The organism is Arthrobacter sp. BC5 (assembly GCF_056680255.1).
Genome location: NZ_JBWXPX010000002.1, coordinates 34,261 through 60,440, shown reverse-complemented (window position 1 = coordinate 60,440; position 26,180 = coordinate 34,261). Strand labels below are relative to the sequence as shown.

The 26,180-nt window shown below is 63.5% G+C and carries 28 protein-coding genes; 22 read left to right on the top strand and 6 right to left on the bottom strand.

All coding sequences use genetic code 11. The annotated features are described in order from the left end of the window. Window positions 1-191: 191 nt before the first annotated feature. The gene (locus AC1MFI_RS17830; protein ID WP_479816192.1) at window positions 192-1,457 is read right to left on the bottom strand and encodes a DDE-type integrase/transposase/recombinase; all 1,266 of its coding nucleotides are present in this window, start codon (window positions 1,455-1,457) and stop codon (window positions 192-194) included. A 1,102-nt stretch (window positions 1,458-2,559) separates the two neighbouring features. On the opposite strand from AC1MFI_RS17830, the gene AC1MFI_RS17825 reads away from it, so the two are divergent. The 10 genes from AC1MFI_RS17825 to ccsB all read left to right on the top strand — a co-directional run bounded on the left by AC1MFI_RS17825 (window position 2,560) and on the right by ccsB (window position 12,948). Further along, entirely contained in the window at window positions 2,560-3,132 is a 573-nt protein-coding gene (locus AC1MFI_RS17825) for a hypothetical protein (RefSeq protein ID WP_019483742.1), read from the top strand. A gap of 253 nt (window positions 3,133-3,385) precedes the next feature. Continuing rightward, window positions 3,386-3,949 carry a recombinase family protein gene (locus AC1MFI_RS17820; protein WP_024475803.1) on the top strand — a complete coding sequence of 188 codons (564 nt, stop codon included), beginning with the start codon at window positions 3,386-3,388 and terminating at the stop codon, window positions 3,947-3,949. A gap of 219 nt (window positions 3,950-4,168) precedes the next feature. Next, window positions 4,169-5,443, top strand: coding sequence for a transposase (locus AC1MFI_RS17815; RefSeq protein WP_479821066.1), 1,275 nt, complete (start codon window positions 4,169-4,171; stop codon window positions 5,441-5,443). Next, on the top strand, window positions 5,430-6,335 hold the full coding sequence (locus AC1MFI_RS17810; protein ID WP_019483745.1) for an AAA family ATPase: 906 nt from the start codon (window positions 5,430-5,432) through the stop codon (window positions 6,333-6,335). The genes AC1MFI_RS17815 and AC1MFI_RS17810 overlap by 14 nt, the downstream gene beginning before the upstream one ends. Window positions 6,336-6,549: 214 nt before the next feature. Beyond that, window positions 6,550-6,936, top strand: coding sequence for an ArsR/SmtB family transcription factor (locus tag AC1MFI_RS17805; protein ID WP_479821065.1), 387 nt, complete (start codon window positions 6,550-6,552; stop codon window positions 6,934-6,936). Beyond that, entirely contained in the window at window positions 6,933-8,888 is a 1,956-nt protein-coding gene (locus AC1MFI_RS17800; RefSeq protein ID WP_479821064.1) for a heavy metal translocating P-type ATPase, read from the top strand. The genes AC1MFI_RS17805 and AC1MFI_RS17800 overlap by 4 nt, the downstream gene beginning before the upstream one ends. After that, complete coding sequence (gene lspA, locus AC1MFI_RS17795; protein WP_479821063.1) at window positions 8,885-9,502, top strand: signal peptidase II; 618 nt, start codon at window positions 8,885-8,887, stop codon at window positions 9,500-9,502. The genes AC1MFI_RS17800 and lspA overlap by 4 nt, the downstream gene beginning before the upstream one ends. 80 nt (window positions 9,503-9,582) lie before the next feature. Next, the gene (locus tag AC1MFI_RS17790) at window positions 9,583-10,149 is read left to right on the top strand and encodes a TlpA family protein disulfide reductase (protein WP_479821284.1); all 567 of its coding nucleotides are present in this window, start codon (window positions 9,583-9,585) and stop codon (window positions 10,147-10,149) included. 148 nt (window positions 10,150-10,297) lie between these two features. Further along, window positions 10,298-11,923 (top strand): cytochrome c biogenesis protein ResB, encoded by a 1,626-nt coding sequence (gene resB / locus AC1MFI_RS17785; protein ID WP_479821062.1) that lies wholly within the window; start codon window positions 10,298-10,300, stop codon window positions 11,921-11,923. Beyond that, window positions 11,920-12,948, top strand: coding sequence for a c-type cytochrome biogenesis protein CcsB (ccsB, locus tag AC1MFI_RS17780; protein WP_479821060.1), 1,029 nt, complete (start codon window positions 11,920-11,922; stop codon window positions 12,946-12,948). Before resB ends, ccsB begins: the two co-directional genes overlap by 4 nt. 167 nt (window positions 12,949-13,115) lie before the next feature. Here the strand turns inward: ccsB and fdxA are convergent, their stop codons facing one another. After that, entirely contained in the window at window positions 13,116-13,448 is a 333-nt protein-coding gene (fdxA, locus tag AC1MFI_RS17775) for a ferredoxin (RefSeq protein WP_479821059.1), read from the bottom strand. A 48-nt stretch (window positions 13,449-13,496) separates the two neighbouring features. Between fdxA and AC1MFI_RS17770 the strand changes: the two genes are divergently transcribed. Together AC1MFI_RS17770 and AC1MFI_RS17765 are read left to right on the top strand one after the other, a co-directional pair. Further along, a complete protein-coding gene (locus tag AC1MFI_RS17770) occupies window positions 13,497-13,925 on the top strand; it encodes a MerR family transcriptional regulator (protein WP_479821058.1) in 429 nt (142 codons plus the stop codon). Window positions 13,926-13,965: 40 nt separating this feature from the next. Continuing rightward, window positions 13,966-14,982, top strand: coding sequence for an arsenic resistance protein (locus AC1MFI_RS17765; RefSeq protein ID WP_479821057.1), 1,017 nt, complete (start codon window positions 13,966-13,968; stop codon window positions 14,980-14,982). Window positions 14,983-15,147: 165 nt separating this feature from the next. On the opposite strand, the gene AC1MFI_RS17760 is transcribed toward AC1MFI_RS17765, so the two are convergent. Both AC1MFI_RS17760 and AC1MFI_RS17755 read right to left on the bottom strand, forming a co-directional pair. Continuing rightward, window positions 15,148-15,510 carry a DUF302 domain-containing protein gene (locus tag AC1MFI_RS17760; protein ID WP_479821055.1) on the bottom strand — a complete coding sequence of 121 codons (363 nt, stop codon included), beginning with the start codon at window positions 15,508-15,510 and terminating at the stop codon, window positions 15,148-15,150. 65 nt (window positions 15,511-15,575) lie between these two features. After that, entirely contained in the window at window positions 15,576-15,833 is a 258-nt protein-coding gene (locus AC1MFI_RS17755) for a metal-sensitive transcriptional regulator (protein WP_120149995.1), read from the bottom strand. A gap of 128 nt (window positions 15,834-15,961) precedes the next feature. Here AC1MFI_RS17755 and AC1MFI_RS17750 point away from each other — a divergent pair, with 128 nt between their 5' ends. From AC1MFI_RS17750 to AC1MFI_RS17705, 10 genes are all read left to right on the top strand, one after another. Next, window positions 15,962-16,579 carry a rhodanese-like domain-containing protein gene (locus tag AC1MFI_RS17750; RefSeq protein ID WP_479821053.1) on the top strand — a complete coding sequence of 206 codons (618 nt, stop codon included), beginning with the start codon at window positions 15,962-15,964 and terminating at the stop codon, window positions 16,577-16,579. Between the two features lie 141 nt (window positions 16,580-16,720). Beyond that, entirely contained in the window at window positions 16,721-17,062 is a 342-nt protein-coding gene (locus AC1MFI_RS17745) for a rhodanese-like domain-containing protein (protein ID WP_479821051.1), read from the top strand. Between the two features lie 61 nt (window positions 17,063-17,123). Continuing rightward, complete coding sequence (locus AC1MFI_RS17740; protein WP_479821050.1) at window positions 17,124-17,420, top strand: rhodanese-like domain-containing protein; 297 nt, start codon at window positions 17,124-17,126, stop codon at window positions 17,418-17,420. A 1,009-nt stretch (window positions 17,421-18,429) separates the two neighbouring features. Further along, on the top strand, window positions 18,430-19,290 hold the full coding sequence (locus tag AC1MFI_RS17735; RefSeq protein ID WP_479821049.1) for a sulfite exporter TauE/SafE family protein: 861 nt from the start codon (window positions 18,430-18,432) through the stop codon (window positions 19,288-19,290). 71 nt (window positions 19,291-19,361) lie between these two features. Further along, window positions 19,362-19,736 (top strand): thioredoxin, encoded by a 375-nt coding sequence (gene trxA / locus AC1MFI_RS17730; protein WP_479821048.1) that lies wholly within the window; start codon window positions 19,362-19,364, stop codon window positions 19,734-19,736. Window positions 19,737-19,841: 105 nt separating this feature from the next. Continuing rightward, window positions 19,842-21,194, top strand: a complete 1,353-nt coding sequence (locus AC1MFI_RS17725; protein ID WP_479821046.1) for an MBL fold metallo-hydrolase — start codon at window positions 19,842-19,844, stop codon at window positions 21,192-21,194. 158 nt (window positions 21,195-21,352) lie between these two features. Beyond that, window positions 21,353-22,480: a HoxN/HupN/NixA family nickel/cobalt transporter gene (locus tag AC1MFI_RS17720; RefSeq protein ID WP_479821045.1), complete on the top strand. Its 1,128-nt coding sequence runs from the start codon at window positions 21,353-21,355 to the stop codon at window positions 22,478-22,480. Window positions 22,481-22,662: 182 nt separating this feature from the next. After that, window positions 22,663-23,214 (top strand): DUF2243 domain-containing protein, encoded by a 552-nt coding sequence (locus AC1MFI_RS17715; protein WP_479821044.1) that lies wholly within the window; start codon window positions 22,663-22,665, stop codon window positions 23,212-23,214. Between the two features lie 31 nt (window positions 23,215-23,245). Then, window positions 23,246-23,509, top strand: coding sequence for an SHOCT domain-containing protein (locus tag AC1MFI_RS17710; RefSeq protein WP_479821043.1), 264 nt, complete (start codon window positions 23,246-23,248; stop codon window positions 23,507-23,509). Then, window positions 23,506-25,035, top strand: coding sequence for a multicopper oxidase family protein (locus tag AC1MFI_RS17705; protein ID WP_479821042.1), 1,530 nt, complete (start codon window positions 23,506-23,508; stop codon window positions 25,033-25,035). The genes AC1MFI_RS17710 and AC1MFI_RS17705 overlap by 4 nt, the downstream gene beginning before the upstream one ends. Window positions 25,036-25,483: 448 nt before the next feature. Here AC1MFI_RS17705 and AC1MFI_RS17700 read toward each other — a convergent pair whose 3' ends face one another. Continuing rightward, window positions 25,484-25,720 (bottom strand): hypothetical protein, encoded by a 237-nt coding sequence (locus tag AC1MFI_RS17700; RefSeq protein ID WP_479821041.1) that lies wholly within the window; start codon window positions 25,718-25,720, stop codon window positions 25,484-25,486. Between the two features lie 70 nt (window positions 25,721-25,790). Then, complete coding sequence (locus AC1MFI_RS17695; protein ID WP_479821039.1) at window positions 25,791-26,168, bottom strand: hypothetical protein; 378 nt, start codon at window positions 26,166-26,168, stop codon at window positions 25,791-25,793. Window positions 26,169-26,180: the final 12 nt, after the last annotated feature.

Below are 26,180 nucleotides of genomic sequence, written 5' to 3'. Positions count from 1 at the left end.
CGTACTGCTGGGAGCGACTCAGAACACAGGGTCCGACGCACGAACAGTAGACAGGCGAAACGCAGCACCTGCACTGCCACGGCCACGGCCTGGAGTGAGCTTGGCCGGCGGCCCCGTGATGCCTCACGGTCAAGTCCCCGGGAAGTGATCCCCCGTGCCTCATGTAAAAGTCCCCGCGAAACAGGTCCGGGTCAGCCGTAGAGTTTGATCCAATCGGCCTCGGGCATTGCCCGAGCGGCTTGGTCCTCGAGCTCCCGCTCCAGGCGCCGAGTCGGGATCGCGGCCAAGGCGATCAGCCGTTGCTGGATCGTGTCGATCTCAGCGGCGATCTCAACGACGTTCAGCGAGGCCTTGTAGGTGGCCAGCTCCTGCTGTTGGGCTGGGTTGAGGACTCCGGCATCGAATAGCCGCTGGTAGGGGGTGCGGGGTTTGTCGTAGACCCGGCGACGACGCCCGATGGCATCGGCGGTGTAGCCGGTGGGCTTGGTGGTGGGGGTGAAGTAGTTCAGCCGGTCACAGACCAGGTCCCAGAGTCTGTTAAGTAGTTCGCGTTGGATCGCGGTGTCGTAGCGGTAGTAGAACCCGTAGCGGCGGACCAGGTGGTTGTTCTTCGACTCGATGGTGGCCTGATCGTTCTTCTGATACGGCCGGGACCGGGTGTAGAAGATCTTCCGCTCAGCAGACCAACCCAACACCTGGTGGTTGATGAACTCGCTGCCGTTGTCGGAGTCGATGCCGGTGACCATAAACGGCACCGTGGTGATGAACTCCTCAAAGGCGGCGACGATGTTGACCATCGCGTTATTGCGGATCGCGCGGGTGAAGACCCACCCGGTATGCATATCGGTGAAGTTCACCGTCCGGGCGAACTCACCCTTCAAAGTCGGCCCGCAGTGGGCCACGGTGTCGACTTCGAAGAACCCTGGTTCGGCTTCGATTTCATCGCCTGCTTTGCGCACACTGATGGAGTTGCGCAGCAGTTTGCCCGGTTTGGTGGCGGACTTCCCTCGGATAGGGTCCCTGGCCTTCGCTGGTGCCAGGTACCGATCGATGGTGGCTGCGCTCATGGCCAGCAGTTCAGTCCGGACCTGCTGGCTATAGCGGTCTTGGCCAGGAACCAGGGCCCTGGCGGCTTCCATCGCCTGGATCCAGTCAGCCATTGAGGCGGCGAGGTATTTGCCGCAGATACCCCCGGCGGTGGCCCACACGTGCTGTAAGACTTTGATCGCGTCGTAGGAGTACTTCCGGCCCCGGCTCTTGCGCCGATCGATCACTGCCACAGTGGCGGTAGCGCGTCCTCTGGGCTGGGTCAGCCGGCGTCGTAGCTGCTGGCGGGCATGATCCCGGTTCCAGCCGGTGACCTCGACCAGTTGGTCCAGAATCTTCGACTTGTCCTTCTTCGAAGCGGCCTCGTAGGCGGCAGCGTATTTCTTGGTGATCTCGACCCTGGTGGCCAACGAGACATCCTTATCCGGCATACCCCATCGTCGCCGAACCCCACCCCGTCCTTTGCCGGGGACTTTTCTATGAGGCACGACCCCTGGCTACGCGGGGACTTTCTCTGAGTCTCGTCGGGCCCTAGCCACAATAGGTGAAGTTTGCTTTACTTATTGTAATGGAGGGAAGCATCCCCATATCCAGTTCGTTGTCGCAACGAGAGTCCCTGCACTCTTCGGCGGACAGGACTGCATGCTGCGGCTGGGATAGACCTCCAGCGGGTGCAGTAATTGACTGGAAGTAGGCTCGCGTGAACAGTTCTGACCGCACATGGACCGCCGCCACCTCAAGGGCCCAGCACCCGCGTTCACCTTTACCTGGCCCTTGGAATCGAGCTCACAATCATGCCTTGGTCGTAGCGCGGCGTGTAGGAGCCTTCCAAGCCCAGGTGAGAACAAGAGCTAAGTCTGCTGTAACGATCGGCGGTGTTGTAGTGCTCGGAATGACGTTGTGTGGGTGCTCGTTCACGAACCCAATTGGTACAGGGATGAAAGACTCCTCCAGTAACGGAGTGCACGAATCAAGCGGAAACGTCCGATTGCAGAACATTCTGATTGTTGGCGAGTCCGCCGAGGAGCCTGGGCGTGTTCTGGGCACCATCATCAACGATGGTAATAAGGACCTTATGCTCGAGATCACCGTGGCGGGAGAAGCCGAAAGGATGTTAGTCCGCGGCAGGAACTCGGTTCGTCTCGAGAGTGCGGGTCCGCTTATCTTTGAGCGAGCCGGCGCTGATGCAGGGTCAGTAGTGCCAATGACCGTCACTCACGCGGGCGGTTCCTTCACCGTACTGGTGCCTGTCCTTGATGACTCCCTACCGTACTACGCTCCCTATATGCCCTAACTCATCTGTCCTCAGACCTGTCGCACCCGCTGCGCTTCTACATCACTGCCTTTGGCAGGATTCTGGAGATCAACAGCGAGACCACGCGATATGCGTCCATCGCGTCTTCCACAACCCTTTCTGCACGGCAGACGACGCAGGGCGGGTTCCGGTGCACTGACGTTCGGCGATCGCGTCGACACACGCGTGACACCACACACGAGAGAGCGAAGCAGTTTGTGAACCAGGACCACCTGAAGAGGTCTACATATCGTTTTGTCCGGGATTCGGTCTATCAGCTTTTCCACCTGCGTTCGAAGCGGCCGCTCAGCAGGGAAGACGCCTCGGGCAGGATCACAGCTTTCGTGTACGGGGACATTCTGATCCTTGCTGCGCTTATCGCGTTGTACCCACAGGACCTACTCACCTTCAAAGCTCTGACCTACATCATCGGCACTGGCGCTTCAACCTTCATCGCACACGTGCTGGCCGAACACGTCGGAATCCGGGTAGCGGCACCCGACCAAGCAACCACGTCGCACCTCAAACGTGAGGCGTGGCATGCAGTACCGATAGCATCAGCCGCGGTCGGCCCCGCACTTCTCATGACCGCCGCACTGGTGGGCTGGATTGACCCGGAGTTTGCGCTGCAACTGGCAATCCTCATCACAGTCGTCCGACTGGGCAGCCTGGGATGGGTAGTAGCACATCTTCGAAGCGAACGGGTAGTTCCTCAGACCTTCATCCTGGGCTTGGCCCTGGCCGCACTATGCCTGGCAGCCGCCCTCCTCAAAGCTCTGGTCACCGGATAGTGGCGAAGCCATCGAAACTGCTGCGCACAGAGCCACGCGAAGGGCGTCCCTGTTGAGGCACCGAGGAATTCATTCATCCTGAGCCGCGGATCCAGATCTTTACGCTCATACGGAGCAATTCGCGGCCAGCGTCCGCGAACGACCGTCCATAAGACACTTAACAGCAAGAGGACTCGGAACGGTGCGTCGTGTTCCATGGGCCGTGTCCGAGACCTATGTACTGTCACCGACGTTCGCGGTACAGTTTCGGGCTATGGCAGCTGTTGGTTATGCGCGCGTGTCGACCCGGGAGCAGAATCTCGACGGTCAGACCGATGTGCTCGAAGCTGCCGGGTGCAAAAAGGTCTTCATCGAACACGCCTCCGGCGTTCTTGCGAAGCGGCCAGCCCTCGATGACGCGCTGGACTATCTGCGTGCCGGTGACACCCTGGTCGTGACGAAGCTCGACCGACTTGGCAGGTCGGTACGGAATCTGAAGGAAGTCGTGGATGGGCTCGAGAAGCGGGGCGTCGGGTTGAAGGCGCTTTCGCAGGGTATTGATACGACGACTCCGGGCGGGCGGTTGTTTTTCCATATGCTCGCGGCGATCGCGGAGTTCGAGCACGATCTCATCGTGGAGCGTACGAAGGACGGCCTGGCTGCAGCGCGGGCTCGCGGGCGTAAAGGTGGTGGGCGGATCAAGATGAGTACGACGAAGATCCGTCAGGCGCGGGCCATGTATGACGAGAAGACATACACGGTGCAGCAGATCGCGGAGACGTTCGGGGTCTCGCGTGGGACGATCTACCGCCATCTCGGCGAAGACGTCAGGGCATAGAGGCGGACGACCGAGGTGCGGCGCAGCGTCCATGACAAGATCGACCTGCTGCGCCAGCACGACCAGGGCGTTCCGTGGACCCGTGTCGCCGCGGAGTCGGGGGTTCCGTTACGGACATTGAGCCGTTGGGCCAGCACGTACCGGACCGATCCATCGTCGACCAGCCTCCGGCCAGCCCGTCGGCGTGACCGCGGTAGAAGGCGGCTTCCCGCAGAGCTCGTGGAAACTATCGAGGGTTTGGCGCTTCGCCGGCCCGAACCCAGCAAAGCCTTCATCCACCGGCGGGTAGCCGACATCGCCCGCGACCGCGGGCTCCCGGCGCCCAGCTATTCCACCGTCCGGGCGATCATCGCCGGCATCGACCCGGGCCTGCGGACCCTCGCCCATCACGGGGACGCCGCATACCGGGACAGGTTCGAACTGGCCTTCCGTCGCACCGCGGACCACCCGAACGAGCAGTGGCAGGCCGATCACACGCTGCTGGACGTCATGATCCTCGACAAGGCCGGCGACCCGGCGCGGCCGTGGCTGACCGTCGTACTCGATGACTACTCGCGTGCTGTCGCCGGCTATACCGTGTTCCTCGGTGCCCCGACTGCCGAGCAGACCGCCCTGGCACTGCATCAGGCCGTGAACCGCAAGACGCATCCCGCCTGGCCTGTGTCCGGTCTGCCCGATGTCCTCTACAGCGACCACGGCTCCGACTTCACCTCCGCCCGACTCGAACAGGTGTGCCTCGACACCCACATTCAGCTCATCCACTCACAGGTCGGCGTCCCGCAGGGCCGCGGGAAGATCGAACGCTTCTACGGCACGATCACCACCGAGTTGCTGCCCCACCTGCCCGGGTACATCCCCCACGGCACGAACGGGAAACCCGTCTCACCGCCGTCGCTGAATCTCGAGCAACTCGACGGGATCCTTGAACGCTTCATCGTCACCGAGTACAACCAGCGCAATCACTCCCAGACCGGCGACACACCCGCACACCGTTGGGCCTCCTCCGGTTTCATCCCGCGCAGCCCCGCCCGGCCCGAAGACCTAGACCTGCTCCTCCTCACTGCAGCTGCCACCCGGAAAGTGCAGCGCGACGGCGTGCAGTTCGCCTCCACCCGATACATCTCACCCATCCTCGCCGCCTATGTCGGTGAGCATGTCACCGTGCGCTTCACCCCCCGCGACGTCGGCGAAATCCGCGTCTACTTCAACAACGAGTACCTCTGCCGCGCTATCGCCCCCGAGCTCGCCGCCGAACACGTCTCCCTAGAGGAGCTCCGGGCTGCCCGCGCCACGCGCCGGCGTGAGCTCAAACAGCAACTCCAGCAACGCCGCAGTCTCGCTGACGCGCTCCCTACCGACACCCGCTACACACCGATCGATCCATCACACCTGACCGGGCTGACCGACTCGAGCGACGCGGAATCCACTCCAGCGCCGCCGCCCGTAGAGGTAGCTCCCCGACAGAACAGATTGCGTCTCTATGCGACCGACTAACGCCAAGCACACAGTCCTCTTCGGCAAAGATGACGACGGCCGCCGCTTCCTGACCGGCGACTTCGCCGAGGTCAACGACGACGCCCCACCACTACCGACCCGTCCCCCTTTCCTCAGTACCAGGGAGCACCGCCGCTTCACCGAGTTCGCCGACGCCGTCCGAACCCACCGCTACATCGGGCTGTGCTGGGGACCGCCCGGCATCGGCAAAACCCTTTCCGCCCGGCACTACGCAGCCGCCGACGACTGGGAACAATGGCACACCCTGTTCGCCGACCAGCTCGGCCCCGTGCCGCCCGCGGTCCTCCAAGCGCGCACAGCGTTCTTCACCCCCACCGTCGCCGCCACCGTCCGGCAAATCGACACCGGCCTCCCGAAAGCCTGCCAACAGATCTCCTTCGCAGTCGACTACGCCGAACACGGCGTCGTCGACCCCTACGTCCACACCGAATCCCGATCGAGTGGCCGCACCGAACTCCTCATCATCGATGAAGCTGACCGGCTCAAGGCCACTGGCCTCGAACAAGTCCGCGACTACTTCGACCGCCACCACATGGGCGTCATCCTCATCGGGATGCCCGGCATCGAGAAAAGACTCGCCCGCTACCCCCAGCTCTACAGCCGCATCGGATTCGCCCACGAATACCGACCACTCACCCCAGAGGAGCTCACCGCCGTCCTCACCCAACGACTCCCCGCCAGCACCACAACAACCGACCCCCTCGCACAAACCACCGCGATCGCGACCATCGTCCGCATCACCGCCGGGAACTTCCGCCTCGTTGATCGACTCATCACCCAAATCCAACGCATCCAGGCCCTCAACAACCTCGACACACTCACCCCCGAGGTTGTCGACGCCGCCCGCGAAGCACTCCTCATCGGCCACTGAATTCCGCGCAAACAACGCCACTTACCGCTGCGATTCACACGCTACTCCGCATGACCCCCTTGGGAGTGTCTCGCAAACGATTGTTCCCGTACGCCGATAACGACTGATGTGCTTGTTCCCGATGTTCGAGTGCTGGGACGCACCCCCCGCTTTCAGATACTTTGAGCCAACCAGTATCGACGATGACACCACGAATCTCCGCTATCATCGGGATGTGACGATTGAAATTGAGGTTCCAACGGACGCCTGCGGTCAACTCGATCCCGCGGCGGCACTCTTCCATTCCCTGAGCGACCCAATACGGCTGAGCATCGTGCAGCGCATGGTCAGTGGCGAGGTGCGGGTCGGTGACCTCACCAGTGAGCTGGGCCTGGCGCAGTCCACGGTCTCGGCGCACATGGCATGCCTGCGCGACTGCGGCCTCGTCGAAGGTCGGGCCCAGGGCCGCAGCGTGTACTACTCACTGTCCCGTCCGGAGCTGATGGATATGCTCGCCCAGGCCGAGGTCCTCCTCGCCGCCACCGGCAATGCGGTTAGCCTGTGCCCGATTTACGGCACCGGCAGCACCAGCGCCGCCCTGACAAAGGGAAACGCACAATGAGCGACGCCTGCGGCTGCAGCGACGAGAAAACCAGTACCGAGGAAACACAAGAAGAAGAAGCCGTAGGGTTCTGGCAAGTGAGCGAGGTCCGGGCGGCTGCGGTGTCCGGTGTGCTGCTCCTGGTGGCGTGGGTCGCGTCACTGGCCGGCGGTCCGGCGTGGCTGACACTGCCGCTGGAGATCACGGCCCTGCTGATTGCCGCCTGGACATTCGTTCCCTCGACGCTCCGGCGCCTCGCGAAGGGCAAGATCGGGGTGGGGACGCTGATGACCATCGCCGCGGCTGGCGCGGTCGCCCTGGGGCAGTTCGAGGAAGCGGCCATGCTGGCCTTTCTCTATGCGATCTCCGAAGGCCTTGAGGAATACTCACTGGCAAAAACCCGGCGGGGCCTGCGCGCACTGCTGGATCTGGTCCCCGATGAGGCCCGGGTACTGCGCCACGGCGTTGAGACCACAGTCACTCCGGCGGAGCTCGTGCCCGGGGATCGGATGGTGGTGCGCCCCGGTGAACGCCTCGCCACCGACGGCAAGATCATCACCGGCCGGACCTCTCTGGACACCTCGGCGCTGACCGGGGAGTCGGTTCCGGTCGAGGCCGGGCCAGGGACCGAGGTCTTCGCCGGGTCGATTAATGGCACCGGCCCGCTTGAGGTTGAAGTCACGAACACCGCCGAGAACAATTCCCTGGCGAGGATCGTGCACATTGTTGAGGCCGAGCAGTCCCGCAAAGGTCCCGGCCAGCGCCTGGCCGACGCAATCGCCGGGAAGCTGGTGCCGGGCATCCTGATCACCGCGGCCCTGATTGCCATTTACGGGTTCATTGTGGGGGAGCCGCTGCTGTGGATTGAGAGGGCTCTTGTCGTACTGGTTGCCGCGTCCCCCTGTGCCCTGGCGATTTCGGTGCCGGTCACCGTGGTCGCTTCCGTCGGTGCTGCCAGCAGGATCGGGGTGCTCATCAAGGGCGGAGCCGCGGTGGAAACATTGGGCAAGATTCGCACCATCGCCCTGGATAAGACCGGCACCCTGACCCGGAACAATCCGGCGGTGGTGGAGATCGCAGCCATCGCACCGGGCGGTGAGGACCGTGTCCTTGCCGTGGCAGCGGCTTTGGAGGCCCGCAGTGAGCATCCCCTCGCCCGGGCCATCCTCGCCGCCGCCGGCACACCCCTGGAAGCCTCCGATGTGAATTCTGTGCCCGGGGCCGGTGTGGAAGGCACGCTGAACGGCGTGGCCGTCCGTCTTGGCCGACCAGGCTGGATCAATCCGGGAACGCTACGCTTCAAGGTCGAACGAATGCAGCAGGCCGGAGCGACCGCGGTACTCATCGAAGAAAACGGGGCCGTCATCGGCGCCGTGGCGGTCCGCGATGAATTGCGCCCCGAGGCCCGAGAAGTCATCGGCCGACTCACCCAGGCCGGATACCGGACGGTCATGCTGACCGGAGATAACCCGATCACCGCCAACGCACTGGGCGCAGAGGCAGGTATCACTGTGGTCCACGCGGATTTGCGCCCTGAGGATAAGGCCCGGATTATCCGCGACCTGCAGGAACACCAACCGGTGGCCATGGTCGGCGACGGCGTCAACGACGCCCCAGCCCTGGCCACCGCCGACATCGGAATCGCGATGGGCGCCATGGGCACCGACGTCGCCATCGAAACAGCGGATATCGCCCTGATGGGTGAGGACCTCAACCACCTGCCCAAAGTCCTCGACCACGCCCGCCGAACCCGGCGCATCATGCTTCAGAACGTTGGAATGTCACTGCTTTTGATCGCTGTCCTGATCCCGCTGGCCCTGTTCGGGGTACTCGGCCTCGCCGCCGTCGTACTCATTCACGAACTCGCCGAAGTGCTCGTCATCGGCAACGGCATCCGCGCAGGACGGACCAGAAAAATACTTCCGACTCCTCAGACCGCACCGTCCCGCACCACCGCGGACATCAACACATGAGCCCCGATGCTGGACCAACCCACACCAAGCCACTGAGCGGGCGCTTCCGCCGTCTGTTCTGGCTAGGACTCGCCGCCGCCCTTGCCGCAGCGGACCTCGCGCTCAAGGCCCTGATAGAAAACCGGCTCGCCGACGGCCAAATCATCGACTTCGGAATCATCAACATCCGCCTCGGCTATAACACCGGAGTCGCCTTCAGCATCGGCGCGGCCCTGCCCGCATGGATCATCGTGGGTTTCACCGGAATCATCACAACCGCCCTGGCCGGCTATCTATGGCACCAGGCCTCCCGGGCCGGCATCGGCCTCCAACTGGCAGGCTTGGCGATAGTTCTCGGCGGCGCGGCAGGAAACCTGATCGACAGAATGAACGGAGCCGGCGTCATCGATTACCTCCACACCGGCTGGTTCCCCACCTTCAACCTCGCAGATGTTTTCATCACCCTCGGCGCAGCAACCATAGCGATCTCAACACTATTCGCCCCGCATGAACCCGCCGCCGAGGAAAAGGACCCAGGGAAAACCCGGAACGCTTCCCAGGTGAAGCATGGCCGGTTGGACCAAGGACAAGAACAACCCCTGACTTCTACACCCCGTAGAATTGATGGACGGTAGCAGTGACGTACCAGCAGAAGGAGGCCATCGTGCCGCACAGCACGTCCGCCCGAGCGTCGGTGAACAAGCGCGGAACTGTCATGGCCGTCGTGGTGGCCGTGAGCCTGCTGGTGTCCGGCTGTGCGGTGAATGACACGTTGGCGGACCAGGCCCAGGCTGGAGAGGGCGAGAACTATATTGCCGGCGACGGATCGGTGACTGAATACGCTCCAGAGTCCCGGGGGGAACCGATGGACCTGAGCGCCGAGCTCTACGACGGGACCGTGATTGATTCCGCCGACTGGCTGGGCCAGGTCACGGTCCTAAACGTGTGGTACGCCGCGTGCGCTCCGTGCCGGGTGGAAGCCCCGGACCTGCAGGCACTGTCGACGAAGTACCAGGACAAGGGTGTGCAGTTCTACGGGGTGAACATTCGGGACGAGGCGGCGACCGCGGAAGCGTTCGAACGCAATTTCGGCATAACGTATCCGAGTATTGCGGACAAGGACGGCCAAACGCTGCTGACCATGTCGGAGTATGTGCCACCGCAGTCGGTCCCCAGCACGCTGGTTCTGGATAAGCATGGCCGCGTGGCCGGGCGGATTATCGGTTTGGCCGAGAAGAGTACCCTCGACGCGCTGATTGAAGACGCGGTGATCGAACAGTGAGCCCGGTCCTGTCGATTCGGGCACTGCCAGCGGTAGCGGGTGAACCCGGCACTAGTAGCCGGCCGACCGTGTGCTGTGAGGGCGGGGAACTCGCCCTGACGGAACCGCTTGCGGCCGGATCAGCCACCCTGGTGAGGGGTTCCTGCTGATGGCACCGGATGTGAAGAATGACGTGGCCCCGGTTTCTCTGGGGTTGGTGGGGATGCTGCGGTGGGCGTGGCGGCGGCTGACCAGCATGCGCACCGCCTTGCAGTTACTCCTCCTGCTGGCCGTCGCGGCAGTACCTGGGTCGTTGTTCCCCCAACGCCCGGCGAACCCTGCAGTGGTCACGCAGTACCTGCAGGATAATCCCGATACCGGGCCGTGGATGGACCGCTTCCAACTCTTCGATGTGTACTCCTCCGTGTGGTTCTCGGCGATCTACCTGCTCCTTTTCATCTCGCTAATCGGCTGCGTGGTCCCGCGGGCCGGCGTGTATTGGAAGCATCTGCGGTCCCAACCCCCACGCACCCCCCGCAGGCTTTCCCGGATGCCCGAGTACGGAACGGTGGCCCTACCAGCCTCGGCGAAAGTCACGCCAGCTTCGGCGGTGCACGACGCGGCGGTTTTGCTGCGCCGGCGTGGGTACCGGGTCCGGGTACAGGACGAAGAAAGCGCAACACCGTCGGTTGCTGCCGAGCGCGGCTACCTCAAAGAGGCGGGCAACCTGCTGTTCCATGTCTCTTTGATCGGGGTGCTCATCGCCGTCGCGGTGGGAGGGCTCTTCGGATATCGGGGACAGAAACTGATCATCGAAGACGAGGGGTTCACCAACACGGAAATCGGGTACGACTTCTTCTTCCCGGGCACCAACTTCAACGCTGACTGGCTCAAACCCTTCTCCCTGACGCTCGATGACTTCGATGTGACCTTTGACCGCACCGATACCAACTACGGCAACCCGCTGGACTTCACCGCCTCCATGACGACCCGGGCGGCCCCGGACGCCGAACCGCAGGCCGAAACACTACGGGTCAATGAGCCCATCGGGTTCGGTGGAACCAACGTCTACCTCATCGGGAACGGCTACGCGCCCGTGATCACCGTGCGTGACGGCGAGGGGAACATCGCCCTGCAAGGACCCGTCCCGGCCCTGCCGCAGGACGCTACCTACAACTCGAACATCGTCATCAAAGCCCCCGACGCCCAACCAGACCAGCTGGGCTTCGTCGGTTTCTTTTTGCCTACCGCCGTCGTTGACGACAACGGCGTCGCGTTCGGCTCGGATCCTGATCCGTTCAACCCCCAGCTGAACCTGAACTCCTACTACGGAGACCTTGGGCTCGACGACGGAAACCCCGTGAACGTGTACCAGCTCGATACCACCGCCCTGACGCAGCTAAACGGGCGGGACACCCCCGACGGCGGGATCGTGCTCGGCGCGAACCAAACATATGACCTTCCCGAGGGAAAAGGTTCCATTACCTTTGACGGTCTCAAACGCTACGTCGCACTGGACATCGTCTACGACCCCGGGAAAACCGCGGCACTGATCTCCACGTCACTGGCCCTCATCGGGCTGATCATGACGCTGTGCATCGCCCGCCGTCGAGCCTGGGTCCGCGCCAGCACCGATCCGGGCGGGCAGACCATCATCGAATACGGACTCCTGGCCCGAGGAAAAGACCATGGGCTCGCCACGGAAGCCTTGAAAATCGGTGCGGCCCTGTCCGAACAATGGGTCACCGGCACCTCCCACGACAACCAGCTACAAGAGGCAGGTAGTAAACCGTGACACCCATCAACCCGATACTGGGCGACTACAGCGAACTGTTCATGCTCCTTGCTGCCCTGGCCTACACGGTCGCTTTCCTTGCCTTCACGATCGACCTCACGCGGGCAAAGAAGGTGATCACGGAATCGCTCGCCGCAGAAGAATCCCGTGAGCCGGTTTCCGTGTCCACGGTCGCGGCGTCAGGGGTCAAATGGTCCCACAGCGGTACACACTCCCGCGGCGAAGACCAACACGCCGCAGATGCCCCGAACAGCATGGCTTACACGCCGCTTCGACGGCCAGCCGCCCGAATCGGGGTCGCCGTGAGCGCCGTGGGCCTGCTGATCCACCTGGCAGGTGTCGTATCCCGTGGCATCGCCGCGAACCGGGTGCCGTGGGGCAACATGTACGAATTCACCACTACCGGCGCGATGCTGGTCATCGCCGTCTTCCTGATCATCCTCCTTTTTCGGGATCTGCGGTTCCTCGGAACACTGATCACCGGCCTCGCCCTGATCATGCTCATGACCGGCACACTCGTTTACCCGACACCCGTGGCGCCCTTGATGCCCGCACTGCAAAGCTACTGGCTCGTCATCCACGTCTCCATCGCCGTCCTCGCATCGGCGATCTTCACACTCACTTTCTGCCTATCCATCCTTCAACTCATCAAAACCCGCCAGGAACGCGCCGGAAAGAACGCCTCGTCGTCTGGTTTCCTGCGTCTGGTGCCTGCCCCGGCGGCCCTTGAACAACTGGCCTACCGGCTCAACGGCATCGGCTTCATTTTCTGGACCTTCACGCTCATGGCTGGCGCCATCTGGGCGGAAGTTGCCTGGGGACGCTACTGGGGCTGGGACACCAAAGAAGTCTGGACTTTCGTCATCTGGGTCGTCTACGCCGGATACCTCCACGCCCGGGCGACCCGCGGCTGGGAAGGCACCAGAGCAGCCTGGCTTTCCATCACCGGCTACCTCTGCGTCATCTTCAACTTCACCATTGTCAACGTCTACTTCGCAGGACTCCACTCCTACTCCGGGCTCTGACCCCGCCCTAGCCGGGGCTTTCCGGTAAATATTTCAGCCGCTCATGGTGTGCAAGTTCCGAAACCATCGTTCGCAAAACAGTAACTCGTCATGTATGTCGATCCCCTCTTGGCGTCGACTTTCTCGGCGCCGGGCGGACCTGCCTTGGTCGCGGCCGTCGCCCGGTGTCAGTTTGAAATGTTGCCCGCTTGGTTCGGCAGGGCGGCCACAATGGGGTGGTCCCGGGGTATCAGACCTACCTTCGCGGCGCCGCCAGGCGAACCTAAGTCGTCGAAGAACTCGACGTTGGTTTTGTAATACTCGGCCCACTGCTCGGGCAGGTCGTCCTCGTAATAGATCGCCTCTACCGGGCACACGGGTTCGCACGCTCCGCAGTCAATGCATTCGTCGGGGTGGATGTAAAGCATCCGCTGTCCTTCGTAAATGCAATCCACAGGACACTCATCGACACAGGCTTTGTCTTTCACATCGACACAAGGCAGTGCGATCACATACGTCATGGGACAAGACTAGACCTTCGAGTCGACTCGAAGGTCTAGTCTTGATGGATGCGCATATCAGAGGTTGCGGCGCGGTCAGGTATCCCCGCGACCACGCTGCGCTACTACGACACGATCGGGCTCATTGAGGCTCGCCGGGAATCCAACGGTTATCGCGACTACGACAGTAGGGTGCTGGAGCGCCTGGCATTCATAGACGCCGCTAAACAACTGGAGCTCTCCCTGCCGGAGATCGCCGAGCTGCTGGTTGTGGTCGAGGGGGATACCTGCACCGGTATCCGCGACGCCCTGCAGCCGAAACTGGCCGAGCGGCTGCGTGAGGTCGACGCGTACGTGGCGAAACTGATCCTGTTGAGGGGCCGGCTCGCAGCAGCGACCAGCCGTGTGGCAGCGTGCCCGGACAGTGGTGCGTCCTGCCGCAGCGAATGCATGCTGCTGGAAGAACGACGAGCATGCCCACCACAAACGAAAAAATGACTAACTAACTAAACGAATTGAACGAGGGAGCACGGTAGATATGGGTCAAGTGGTGCAGTGGTGGGACAAGTACCAGATCCCTCTGTATGTCGTCGCGATCGCGATCGGCGCGGTCGTCGGCCTGTCCGCTCCGCAGCTCGCCCCTACGCTGGAGCACTCCATCTACCCGGTGCTGGCACTGTTGCTGTTCGCTACGTTCCTCGGCGTTCCATTAGGCGAGGTAGGGCGGGCATTTCGTGACGTGAGATTCCTCGGCACCGCGTTCGTGGCGAATTTCGTCGTCGTCCCGGCGATTGCCTACGGGCTCTCTCGCTTCGTCGCGGATGACCGCGGTTTGATGCTTGGGGTGCTGCTGGTGCTGCTGACTCCCTGCATCGATTACGTTATCGTCTTCACCGGTCTGGCAGGTGGAGCCCGCGAACGGCTCCTGGCGGCCGCTCCTTTCCTGATGCTCGCGCAAATGCTCCTGCTGCCGGTCTATTTGTTTCTCTTCGCTGGATCGGATGTCCTGGCGGTTGTCGAGCTCGGACCGTTCCTTGAAGCTTTCCTCGTGCTCATCATCGCTCCACTTGGCGCTGCGGCCATCGTGCAAGCTATCGCTCGACGACATCGGGTTGGCCGGATCACGGAGGACTTTATGGCCGGTGCGATGGTGCCGCTGATGATGATTACTCTCGCCGTGGTGATCGGTTCCCAGGTTGCTGCTGTCGGGTCCGAGGTCCTTGTCCTCGCGCGCGTTCTGCCGCTCTACATCGGATTCGTCGTTATCGCTGTCATGGTCGGCAAGATCGCAGGACGCGTTGCTCGACTCGATGTGTCAGCCACGCGGGCGGTTATGTTCTCGGTATCGACCCGCAACTCGCTCGTCGTGCTGCCTCTCGCCCTAGCCCTGCCTGAGTCGCTCAGCATCGCTCCTCTAGCCGTGGTCACCCAAACACTCGTGGAGCTGATCGCCATGGTCGTACTCGTGCGCGTCGTCCCGTTACTGGCGAGGGGCGAGACTCCGCGCGATGCCACTATGGCAAGCGACGCGACGACCGCCCCGGCCCCACACTGAAGACCGCAGCCCCACCCGGCGAGCACGTCAATCACGTCCCTACGCACGCTGCGAGAAGATAGGCGATTCAGCCTGCCGTGTGCGCTTTCACAAGTGCACCCTGCCACTTAACTCCATAAAACACCGCCAAGTATCTCCAACAGTCACAACCCTTAGTCGGATATTTCACTTTTTCACAAGCCACCCCACTTGGGGGCTGTTACTGAGTTGGACCATGGTTTGCGGGTCGATGGCCTCGACCGTGGTGTTTTCCTTGTCGATGCTGCGGACCACGACGTTGCATGGCAGCAGGGCGCCGAGTTCGGGTTCAGCTGCCAGGGCTTTGCTGGCCAGGTTGGGGTTGCAGGCCCCGAGGATCACGTAGTCACCGATTGCCTCGCCAGCTTCTGCGCCCAGCTTGGTGGTGAAGGTCGCTTTGACATCGATCTCGGTCAGGATGCCGAATCCCTGGTCAGCCAGGGCCTGGCGGGTGCGTGCTAGGGCCTCTGCATAGGGCAGCGAGACGGTGATGGCGTTCGTGTAGGTCATGCTCGGCTCCTTCGATAGGTGTTCGGCGGCGTGGAGACTCCCAGCCTGTCAGGTCCGGGTCCTGGTTAGGCCAGGGAGAGGAACAACTTTTCGAGGTCCTTTTTGTTCAGGGTTTCGTCAGGGTTCGTCAGGCACTGCTGCAGTCCGCTGGCGATGATGGCGAACCCTGCCCGGTCAAGGGCTTTGGACACTGCTGAGAGCTGGGTGACGACGTCCTTGCAGTCCTGGCCCTCTTCCAGCATGCGCACCACTGCGCCTAGTTGGCCCTGGGCACGCTTGAGCCGGTTGAGAACGGGGGTCAGTTCGGTGGTTTCGAGTTGCACTGGGGTCTCCTCATGAGTTGCGATCGCTACAACCATTGTATACCCCCAGGGGTTTGTTGATTACCCCCGGGGGTATACGGCATACTGGGTGTGCCCGCACTTGAGGCACTTCCCCCGAAAGGATCCCTATGACTTCCGCTTCCACCACCATCACGACCGTTTCACCGCAGACCCTGCGCGAGTGGATCACCGAGCACGAGGACCTGGTGGTCCTGGACGTGCGTTCTGCTGCAGAGTTCGAGTCCCTGCATGTGCGGGGTTCCTACAACGTCCCACTGCCCCTGCTCTCGGAGCACACCGCCGAACTGGCCGAACGGCTGAGACAGCGGGTGGTACTGGTCTGCCAGTCCGGGGCCCGCGCGGAGCAGGCCCGACAGCGACTGGCGGGGGCCGGCCTGGACACCGCCTATGTGCTTACCGGTGGGGCGCCCGGGTTCGCCGATGCCGGCGGAGACGTCGTCCGCGGGAGCGCCCGCTGGGACATGGAGCGCCAGGTACGCATGGTGGCCGGCTCCGCTGTCGTCCTCGGACTTGCCGGCGGACGGTTCGTCTCCCCGAAGCTGCGCGCCCTGGCCGGGATCATCGGGACAGGGCTTACGTTCTCGGCGGTATCCAACAGCTGCGCGATGGGTAAGGCCCTGTCCGCGATGCCGTGGAACAAGACCGCTGACGAACCTACCCGTGAGAGCGCGATCCTTCAGATTCCTGCTGCGAACGCAGATGCCGAGCAGGCCAAGGCATCCTGATCATTCAACACCGCAGGGCAATCACCGAGAGTGGATCAACCGGTGCCTGCCCGTGGAGGACCCCGCACCCACCCTCTGCTTCCCGATGAGCGGTAGTAGAGGGCGGGCAAGCGGGCCACGACATGAATGAGAGGCACATCCGTGGGAATTTTCAGTCGGCTTAAGTCCGTCTTCGGCAAGCCCTACACACGTGTCGGGGTGACTGAGGCCAAGGCCCTGGTCGCTTCCGGGGCGACCGTGATCGATGTGCGCAGTACCGCCGAATGGCGCACCGGCCGTATCCCGGCCGCGAAGCACATCCCTTTGGACCGGCTGCAGGCCAGCAGTGCCGGAATCCGCAAGGATCGCCCGGTCATTGCGGTCTGCCAGTCCGGAGCGCGATCGGCGATCGCTGCCCGTCAGCTCGCGGAGCGCGGCTATGACGCCTACTCCCTTTCGGGAGGAATGGGAGCCTGGCGCCGCTCCGGAGAACCAACCCGCTGACACTCACCGCGCCACTACTCCACTGACCGCTATCCGCTGAACCGCTTGAAGGAGAACCTCAATGTCCGAAATCACCATCACTGATGCCGACAAGCGCCGGGCGCAGGACCAGGTCCTGGACGTGCGCGAAGATTTCGAAGTAGCCGAGGGCATGATTCCCGGCGCCCTGCACATCCCCATGGGTGAGCTGAACGCTCGCCTGCCCGAAATTGACCGCGACCGCCCGGTCATCGTGGTCTGCCGTAGCGGTAACCGCAGCGCGCAGGTGGCTGACGCCCTCACTGATGCAGGTTACGCAGCCGACACCGTGGGCGGCGGCATGATCGCCTGGCAGCGAGCCGGCCTGCCCACCACCTGACCCCAGCTCAGTGACCTGATACCGACCTGACACCGACCCAGCACCGGACAGCGTTGGGACAGTGGCGGACAGTGGCGGACAGTGGCGGACAGTGCCAAAGAAGACCGGTGCCTCATCGTGAGGCCCCGGCCTTCCTCCGTCGATGGATGCCCCACGTCCAGTGCCCCACGTCCAGCATCGAAGCTCCACTACCGAAGCTCCTGCGTCGAAGCTCGTGGAAGGACGTTTCGTACGCGTGCATCCCGCCATCGTCGAGAAGTTGTGGTGGCGGGATGCACGAGGTTGTCCGGGGAAGCTTTAGAGCGGCCGTATGAGCTGCTCGATTCCGTGGGCTTTTAGGCCCATGACCATCCGGCAGATCCGTGCTTCGGACTCGGCGGAGAACACCTCCGTATCCGCTGTATCGGCGATAGTCGGGGTGTCCGTAAGGCTTCCTGACGTGACTTCGTGCGGTTCTACCATGTCGTTTTCCCTTCGTGAAGGTTCGGGATCTTAGGCAGGCTGTGAAAGTGACGAGCTGGGTAGTAGATCATCCTCACCCCGGGTCACTCATTGGTCGCAGTCGACATAAAACGGGGCCAGATACCACCATTATATACCCCATGGGGTATTGTCGTCACTTTCTCTCTACACAGCCTGAGGTGCCACCCTGCGCTCAGGTTCAGTCGAGGACGACTCGCCCCGAGTGGGTGATTCACCACCTGGCATGTGTTGAGACCGGCCCTGAAGCCAGCCCTGATTGGCACTTGAGGCTCAGCCTGGCTCAAGGTTCGCAGACGGTGCTGAGCCTGGAGCGCGGGTGCACCCTCACGCGTGAGATAGAACATTCACAGATACCCCGGTGGGTATTTGCATACCCTAGGGGGTATCTGTAATACTCAAAGGGTTGGTTCAGCGCGTAGCACCTCATCCTTGTAGTAGGAGGTCTTCCGTCCCGTGCTGGACCAGCGCTTCGCACCTGGACCCGCAATCCCTGCCCGAGTCGACGGGGAAGACAAGGACACGAACCATGACCTTCACTCTCGTGCTGACTCTGTTGCTGTCGGTGTTGATCGGGCTTTCGCTCGGATTGCTCGGCGGCGGAGGGTCTATCCTGACCGTCCCGATCCTCACCTATGTGGCGGGATTCGAGCCGAAGGAAGCCATTGCCGCGTCCTTGTTCGTGGTGGGCGTGACCTCGGCATTCAGTGCGATCAGTCACGCCCGGGGAGGTCGGGTTCGGTGGCGTACGGGCCTGATCTTCGGGGCGGCCGGCATGGCGGGAGCATTCGGTGGTGGGCTGATCGGCGGTCACGCACCGGGAACGCTGCTGATGATCGCTTTCGCCCTGATGATGGTTGCCACGTCCCTGGCCATGATCCGGGGCCGCAAGAACGTCGTCGCCGTCGAGCACGGTGAACTGCCAACCGGCAAGGTGATCATCGAAGGACTCGTGGTGGGTCTGGTCACCGGCCTGGTGGGAGCCGGAGGCGGTTTCCTCGTCGTTCCGGCCCTGGCCCTGCTGGGCGGACTGCCCATGCCGGTAGCGGTGGGCACCTCGCTGGTGGTCATCGCCATGAAGTCCTTCGCCGGGCTGGCCGGCTATCTCACCACCGTGTCGCTGAACTGGGGTGTGGTGGGAGCAGTGACCGTTGCCGCGATCCTCGGCTCGGTCATCGGCGCCCGGCTGGCCGGGCGCATCCCGGAAGCGGCCCTGCGGAAGGGCTTCGGGATCTTCGTGCTGGTCATGGGCGTGTTCGTCCTCGTCCAGGAACTGCCCGGCGCTGCCGGGATCGCTGTCGGTATCGGTGCCGTCACCCTGGCTGCCACCGCCGCGATCTGCTGGTTCACCGTCCCCAAGTGCCCCTTGCGGGTTGCGTCAACCGCCTGACCGGACTCGCCCCCTGACACTGTCCGGCATCCAATGTGCTCACACATGTTCAGCCTGAGAAAGGACCTTCTATGGCCACCATCGACATCACCGAAATGGACTTCGACACCACGATCGAGGGAAACGACACTGTGCTCGTGGACTTCTGGGCGGCATGGTGTGGTCCCTGCCGGATGTTCGCCCCTATCTACCAGTCAGCCTCCGAAAAACACGGGGATGTGGTGTTCGCCAAGGTCGATACGGAGGCCGAACAACGCCTCTCGGCGGCGGCCAACATCAGCTCCATCCCCACCCTGATGGCCTTCCGTGAAGGGGTGCTGGTTTTCTCCCAGCCAGGAGCCCTGCCAGCAGCCGGTCTGGAGCAGCTCATCACGGCAGTCAAGGACCTGGACATGACAGCAGCCCATGCACAGGCAGCACAACAGCGCAGCGCTACCGAAGGCTGACCCGAACACCAGCAGGTTTTTGCCTTTCAGCACACTTCATCACCCCCCCCCCCCGATCCCATACCAGGTGGTGCCGAACGCACCACCCATCACAGGAGGAACACCATGGACGTTACCGTCATTGAAACCCCGCAACTGGGCGACCGCAGCTACCTTGTCCACGACGGAACGGTGGCACTGGTCATCGATGCCCAGCGCGACATCGACCGTGTGGAGGCCCTCCTTGAGGAGGCCGGGGTGAAGCTCACCCACGTGGCCGAAACCCACATCCACAACGACTACGTCACCGGCGGGCTCGTCCTGGCCCAGAAGTACCAGGCCGATTACCTGGTCAACGCCGCCGATGCCGTGTCCTTCGAGCGGACTCCGATTGCCGATGGCCAGAGTGTTCAGGTCGGTGAGCTCAGCGTCAAGGCGGTGGCCACCCCCGGGCACACGCATCACCACCTTTCCTTCGTCGTCGAGCACGACGGAGAGCAGGCCGTGTTCTCCGGAGGCAGTGTCCTCTACGGTTCCGTCGGCCGTACCGACCTGCTCGGTTCCGAACACACGGTCGGTCTGACCCACGACCAGTGGGCCTCGGCCCGGCGCTTGGCCACGGAAGCCAAGGAACAAGCAGCCCTGTACCCGACCCACGGCTTCGGTTCCTTCTGCTCCTCCGGACCCGCCACGGGGGCAGGCGAATCGACCCTGGGTGAGCAGTTCGCCACCAACCACGTTTTTACCGACGTCGACGAGGAGCACTTCGTCTCGGAGCTGATCGCGAACCTGAACGCGTACCCGAATTACTACGTGCACATGGGGCCGGCCAACGCCGCCGGCCCCACCGAACCGAACCTCGAGGTACCAAATTCCTTGGATCCTGCGGAACTGAAAGCACGCCTGGACGTCGGCGAGTGGGTGGTGGACCTGCGCAACCGTGTCGCTTACTCCTCCGAGCACCTCAAGGGCACGATCAGTTTCGAGTACGGCAACGGAGGAAGCTTCACCACCTTCCTGGGCTGGATCTTCCCCTACGAGAAGCAGCTCACCCTGGTCGGTGACCGGGAGGACGTGGAGAACGCGATCCGGGACCTCTCCCGGATCGGCATCGACTCCCCGGACGCCGCCGTGGGAGAGAACCCGGCTGAACTCGCCCCTGAGGTCCCCGTGTCGTCCTACCCGCGGGTCGGGTGGGCCGGGGTTCTCTCCGACCGCCCGGAGCAGGAACCGATCCTGGACGTGCGCCGGGCCGAGGAATACGAGGCCTCCCACATCGACGGCGCCATCCACATCCCGCTGCACGAGCTGATCACGCGCATGGATGAAGTGCCCGAGGGCCGGCTGTGGGTGCACTGCGGATCCGGCTACCGCTCCGGTGTGGCCGCCAGCCTGCTCGAGCGCGCCGGCAAGAACCCCGTGCACATCGACGCGATGTTCGACGAGGCCGCAGACGCCGGCCTGCCCATGGCCAGCTGACACCAACGCCTGATCGCTGCGCGCGGCCAGTTCCTGTGGCCGGGGGTGGACAGGAATCCTCCTGCCCACCCCCGGCCACAACACCACCTACGGCACGGCCCACCCACGGCACCGCCCACCCACTCGCCCCGGATTCTGCAGGTCAGGAGAGGCCCCTCATGGAAACCCGCACCGCACCGCCCCGCTCCCGGAAGCAGTTGCGCAGCCTGACGGGCATGACGGCCACGGTTCTCGGACTCCACCTGGCCGGGTGGGGGGCGTTGTTCGCCTGGCTGCTGCCGGCCCAGGCCGCCGCCGGAGGAAACCCCGGGGTCCTGCTCGGACTGGCCGTGAGCGCCTACGCCCTGGGCATCCGGCACGCCTTCGACGCTGACCACATCGCCGCCATCGATAACGCCACCCGCCAGTTCCTGGCCCGCAACCGGCCAACAGCCACGACCGGATTCTGGTTCGCCCTCGGGCACTCCTCCGTGGTCGTCCTCTCGGTACTGGCACTGGCCCTGGGGGTCGAAGCCTTCACCGGCGGCCTGATCGACGAGGACTCCGCACTGCGCCGATCCGCAGGAATCTGGGGCGGCACCATCTCCGGGGTGTTCCTGCTCGCCGCCGGAGCCCTGAACCTGCCGGCCCTGCGCTCACTGCACCACCTGCGCCGCGCAGCAGACAACGGAACGGACAAGGAAACGGGCAAAGGGGCGGGCAAGGGAACGGGTAAGGGGACGATCGATGAGGGCCAGCTGCACAGCCACCTGAACCGGCGTGGGGTGCTGCACCGCGTCCTGCACCCGCTCACCCGCGCGGTGGACCGGCCGGTAAAGATGTACCCGGTCGGATTCCTCTTCGGACTCGGTCTGGACACCGCCGCGTCCATCAGCCTCTTCGTTGTAGCCGGGGCGCTGGCACCAGGGTTGCCCTGGTACGCCGCGATGGTCCTGCCGGTGCTGTTCACCGCGGGAATGACGGCTTTCGACAGTGCTGACGGGCTGATGATGGCCCGCATCTACCGCACGGCCGCGACCGATGCCCGCCGTACCCTGGACTACAACCTCGTCGTCACCGCGGTCTCGGTCTTCATCGCCTTCCTCATCGGCGGCATGGGCCTACTCTCCGTCGCCGCCGACGTGCTCCAACCCTCCGGCGGGATCCTGAAAGTGGTCACCGCGATAGACCTGAACTTCCTCGGGATCACAGTGATCGCCCTCTTCGCACTGATCTGGGCGGTAACCGCAGCAACACGGCGGGTCGCCCCAGCCACCGCTCCCATGACCCGCAGGCCCGGGTCATGACCCATTCTGTGGTGCTGGACCGTTCCTTGCCTGCTTACCCGCCGCAGGATGGTGGATACCGCGAACAGTTCCTCCCGACCGTAGCGGCTCCCAGCGTGTGAGGATGCTGAGTCAAAGGACCGGACGTAGTGCGAGATCCACCACCAACCATGAAGAAGCTTGACAGGAAACAGGTGAGGAACATGAGCAGACTCAAGACCCGGCGCCCGACCGGCACCAAGGAACCCAAAGGCATCGCGTTGCCCGGGATCCTCCTGGGAATAGGCCTGGGAGGTTTCGTCGACGGAATCCTGCTGCACCAGGTCCTGCAGTGGCATCACATGCTCACCAGCGCAGCCACGGCCAACATCAGCATCGGAAACTATCCGGCCACCACCGTCGAGGGATTGGAGACCAACACCCTGTGGGACGGGTTCTTCCACACCGTCACCTGGTTGGCGGTCCTGGCCGGACTAGGGATCCTCTACTCCCGCATCACCCACCGGCGAGGCCGAATATGGGCCTCGAGAGTGTTGTGGGGCTGGGTCCTGGCCGGCTGGGGAATCTTCAACGTCGTCGAGGGCATCGTCAATCACCACATCCTGGGCATCCACCACGTGATCAGCGGCCCCTACCAGACACTGGCCGACATCGCCTTTCTCGTCTTCGGGGCCCTGCTGATCCTGGGCGGGTGGCTGCTGCAGCGGTCCACCCGACCCGTGGAGCTGGCCGTCGACACAACTGACCACCTTTAACCACGTACGACGAGAGACAAGGAGCACAATCATGATGAACGGCGGAGCTATGGGCGGTATGGGATTGATGTGGATCTTCGGGCTGCTGGTGCTCGTGGGGGTGATTGTGCTGGTGGTTGTGCTGGTCAAGGGCTTTACCGGCAGGTCCCAGAACACGGCCGGCGACCACAACCGCGGTCCCGGCGCGGGTCCTGGTCGAGGACGGGAGATCCTCGAAGAACGTTACGCCCGCGGGGAGCTAAGCATCGAGGAATACCGGGAACGGCTGCGGATCCTGGAGGAGGACGGCCGGTGAACCCGCTAACCCGCCGTCAGCTGCTGACCCTGGGCGCGGCCGGAACCGGTGTCACAGCCCTCGGCGGGACCGGGCTGTGGTGGACCACCAGCAATGGCCCCGGAAACACCGGCAGATATACCGGCAGCGAGGACCTGGTCGAACCCCTGGTACTGTCCAGCCGCGACCGCGGACTGGACCTGAATTTGGAGGCCGCCCCGGCGCAAATCCGGGTCGGCGGGCGTGAAGCGTCTGTGCAGGCTTTCAACGGCTCCCTGCCGGGCCCGACCCTGCGCGTGACACCAGGGGACACGATCCGGGTAGCGATGACGAACGGGCTGCAGACCCCGACGAATCTGCACGTACACGGGCTGCACGTCTCCCCCGAGGGCAATAGCGACAACCCATTCGTGAGCATCGCCCCGGGAGAGTCTTTCGATTACGAGTTCGTCCTGCCCGAAGACCACCCGCCGGGCACCTACTGGTACCACCCGCACCGCCACGGCCACGTGGCCGATCAGGTCGCCGCCGGCCTCTACGGTGCGATCATCATCGAGGACCCCGAACCGGTCCCGGTGACCCGGGAACGGGTCATGGTGGTCTCGGACCTGTCCCTGGATGCCTCCGGCAACCTAGCCGAAGTCGACCAAATGCAAAAGATGATGGGCCGGGAGGGCGAAGTCGTGCTGGTCAACGGCCAGGTCCGCCCACAACTTACCGCCGCACCCGGGGAACGCGAACGATGGCGGATCGTCAACGCCTGCCCCTCCCGATACCTGCGACTGCAGCTGAAGGGCCAGCAGATGCGCCTACTCAGCCGCGACCTCGGGCGCCTACCAGTCCCCGAGGAAACCACCGACGTGGTCATCGCTCCCGGCAACCGCATCGAACTACTCATCGAAGCCACTAAGGGCTCCTCAGCGCTGGTCGCAGCACCGGTGAGCCGCGGCGGCATGAACTCCATGATGGGCGGGACCATAACGGGCGGCAACAGGCCCGGCAGTGAGTCCGGCAGTGAGCCTGGCAGTGAGGAACCGATCGAGCTACTTACTTTCGAGGTGACCGGCGACCCGGCGCAGACACCGGCACCGGTGCCCGACGGTCCTGCGCTGCGGGACCTGCGTACGGAACCCATTACCGGACGCCATACCCTGGACTTCGCCATGGGCATGACCGGAAACATGGGCGCGAACACGGGCGGAAGCATGGGCGGCGGCGGCATGATGGCCTTCACCATCAACGGCCGAGAGTTCAACCCCGGCCGAACCGACACCCCGGTAGCGGCCGGGTCCGTGGAGGAATGGACCCTGATCAACTCCAGCCCCATGGACCACCCCGTGCACCTGCACGTGTGGCCCATGCAACTCATCAACGACGGGGACCGCGAGCTCTCCGAGCTGAGGTGGCAAGACGTGGTCAATGTCCCGGCCCGTAGCCAAGTGAAAGTCCTCATCGCCTTCGATGACTTCCCCGGACGCACCGTCTACCACTGCCACATCCTCGACCACGAGGACCAGGGCATGATGGGAACCGTCGAAGCCCGCTAAAGCCCGCGACCACCCAAAGTGCGATCCTCCCTGCCAGACCTCCAGTGCCTGGCAGGTGCGCCGGGGCGACACAGGACGAAAAGGAACAATCCCGGCGTTCGCGATTGACAACCGCTACCACGAACGGGGGGCCACCCAATCCGCTCCGATACCCATCATCTGACGAATGAGCCGGTCGCTTTACCCTCACCCCGCCACCAAGGCGGATAACGCCTGACTCTCCGTGCTCAGCAGTCGACAGTTATAGGAGCGTCAGGTGAACAGCACGGGCCCGGGACCGCGCTTGCCCTCAAGGCCACCAAAGCACCATTGTCATCGGTATCATCAGCTGACGCGGCCACCACAAGCGCCGACAGAACACCGCCATCTAAAACCCAAAATCCCACTCCAACGCGTGCCCAATCCGATCCTCACCGGACACCACGCTGGCCTAGCGTCGGATATTTGACTAATTCACAAGCCACCCCTTGATGAGCGGTTCGAGGAACCGGATCTTGACTGCCGTTCGCGTGTACGCGATCGCATGCGCCTGAACCCGGATGGCTTTCGAGGGGTAGCGGACCCACACGTACACCCGCCGCGGTTTCGGGAAATCGGTGGGCCGGCAGTTCTCGACGTCGAGCTCGGCCGCGGTGAGCATGATCAGCTCCTCGCGCATGACGAACTCCTCGATCCGATCGTCCATCAGCCTGGCGTAATGCTTGCCGTACCTTTTCGACCCACCCATGAGCCGGCCACGATCTACCTACCGCCGCTCAGAACCCGTCGACTCCCGCGACGCGGCGCAGCCGCCAGTCCTGCCACCGCGGATCCGCGCTTATGTCGAACTCGAGCACCGGCGACGCCGGTCCGGTCTGTGCCTGAAACCGCCAGAACCTGGTGGTGAGCATGCTGCCACTACCGCCCAGGGGAGTGGTCGAGGGCTCCCACCAGCTGCTCGAGCTGGACCACGACACCGGTTCCCCGATGACCTGCCACAGGCAGCCCCGCCAGCGCAGCGCCAACGGCAACCCCGAGGGCAGGAACCGAACGTCGGCAACCTCGTCCAGCACATGCCAGGCCGACGCCGCTGAGTCCTGCGCCTTCTGTCCAGTAGTCGTGGTGTGTGTCCTGTCGACTGGTTGTGCTGTCATCGCCCGTGCCGT

What these genes read in the sequence shown, in the direction of transcription:
- AC1MFI_RS17820 (WP_024475803.1), top strand. Translation starts at nt 3,386, where the DNA reads ATGGCAGCTGTTGGTTATGCGCGCGTGTCGACCCGGGAGCAGAATCTC.
- AC1MFI_RS17810 (WP_019483745.1), top strand. Translation starts at nt 5,430, where the DNA reads ATGCGACCGACTAACGCCAAGCACACAGTCCTCTTCGGCAAAGATGAC.
- AC1MFI_RS17800 (WP_479821064.1), top strand. Translation starts at nt 6,933, where the DNA reads ATGAGCGACGCCTGCGGCTGCAGCGACGAGAAAACCAGTACCGAGGAA.
- lspA (WP_479821063.1), top strand. Translation starts at nt 8,885, where the DNA reads ATGAGCCCCGATGCTGGACCAACCCACACCAAGCCACTGAGCGGGCGC.
- AC1MFI_RS17790 (WP_479821284.1), top strand. Translation starts at nt 9,583, where the DNA reads ATGGCCGTCGTGGTGGCCGTGAGCCTGCTGGTGTCCGGCTGTGCGGTG.
- resB (WP_479821062.1), top strand. Translation starts at nt 10,298, where the DNA reads ATGGCACCGGATGTGAAGAATGACGTGGCCCCGGTTTCTCTGGGGTTG.
- fdxA (WP_479821059.1), bottom strand. Translation starts at nt 13,448, where the DNA reads ATGACGTATGTGATCGCACTGCCTTGTGTCGATGTGAAAGACAAAGCC.
- AC1MFI_RS17770 (WP_479821058.1), top strand. Translation starts at nt 13,497, where the DNA reads ATGCGCATATCAGAGGTTGCGGCGCGGTCAGGTATCCCCGCGACCACG.
- AC1MFI_RS17765 (WP_479821057.1), top strand. Translation starts at nt 13,966, where the DNA reads ATGGGTCAAGTGGTGCAGTGGTGGGACAAGTACCAGATCCCTCTGTAT.
- AC1MFI_RS17760 (WP_479821055.1), bottom strand. Translation starts at nt 15,510, where the DNA reads ATGACCTACACGAACGCCATCACCGTCTCGCTGCCCTATGCAGAGGCC.
- AC1MFI_RS17750 (WP_479821053.1), top strand. Translation starts at nt 15,962, where the DNA reads ATGACTTCCGCTTCCACCACCATCACGACCGTTTCACCGCAGACCCTG.
- AC1MFI_RS17740 (WP_479821050.1), top strand. Translation starts at nt 17,124, where the DNA reads ATGTCCGAAATCACCATCACTGATGCCGACAAGCGCCGGGCGCAGGAC.
- AC1MFI_RS17735 (WP_479821049.1), top strand. Translation starts at nt 18,430, where the DNA reads ATGACCTTCACTCTCGTGCTGACTCTGTTGCTGTCGGTGTTGATCGGG.
- trxA (WP_479821048.1), top strand. Translation starts at nt 19,362, where the DNA reads ATGGCCACCATCGACATCACCGAAATGGACTTCGACACCACGATCGAG.
- AC1MFI_RS17725 (WP_479821046.1), top strand. Translation starts at nt 19,842, where the DNA reads ATGGACGTTACCGTCATTGAAACCCCGCAACTGGGCGACCGCAGCTAC.
- AC1MFI_RS17720 (WP_479821045.1), top strand. Translation starts at nt 21,353, where the DNA reads ATGGAAACCCGCACCGCACCGCCCCGCTCCCGGAAGCAGTTGCGCAGC.
- AC1MFI_RS17715 (WP_479821044.1), top strand. Translation starts at nt 22,663, where the DNA reads ATGAGCAGACTCAAGACCCGGCGCCCGACCGGCACCAAGGAACCCAAA.
- AC1MFI_RS17710 (WP_479821043.1), top strand. Translation starts at nt 23,246, where the DNA reads ATGATGAACGGCGGAGCTATGGGCGGTATGGGATTGATGTGGATCTTC.
- AC1MFI_RS17700 (WP_479821041.1), bottom strand. Translation starts at nt 25,720, where the DNA reads ATGGACGATCGGATCGAGGAGTTCGTCATGCGCGAGGAGCTGATCATG.
- AC1MFI_RS17695 (WP_479821039.1), bottom strand. Translation starts at nt 26,168, where the DNA reads ATGACAGCACAACCAGTCGACAGGACACACACCACGACTACTGGACAG.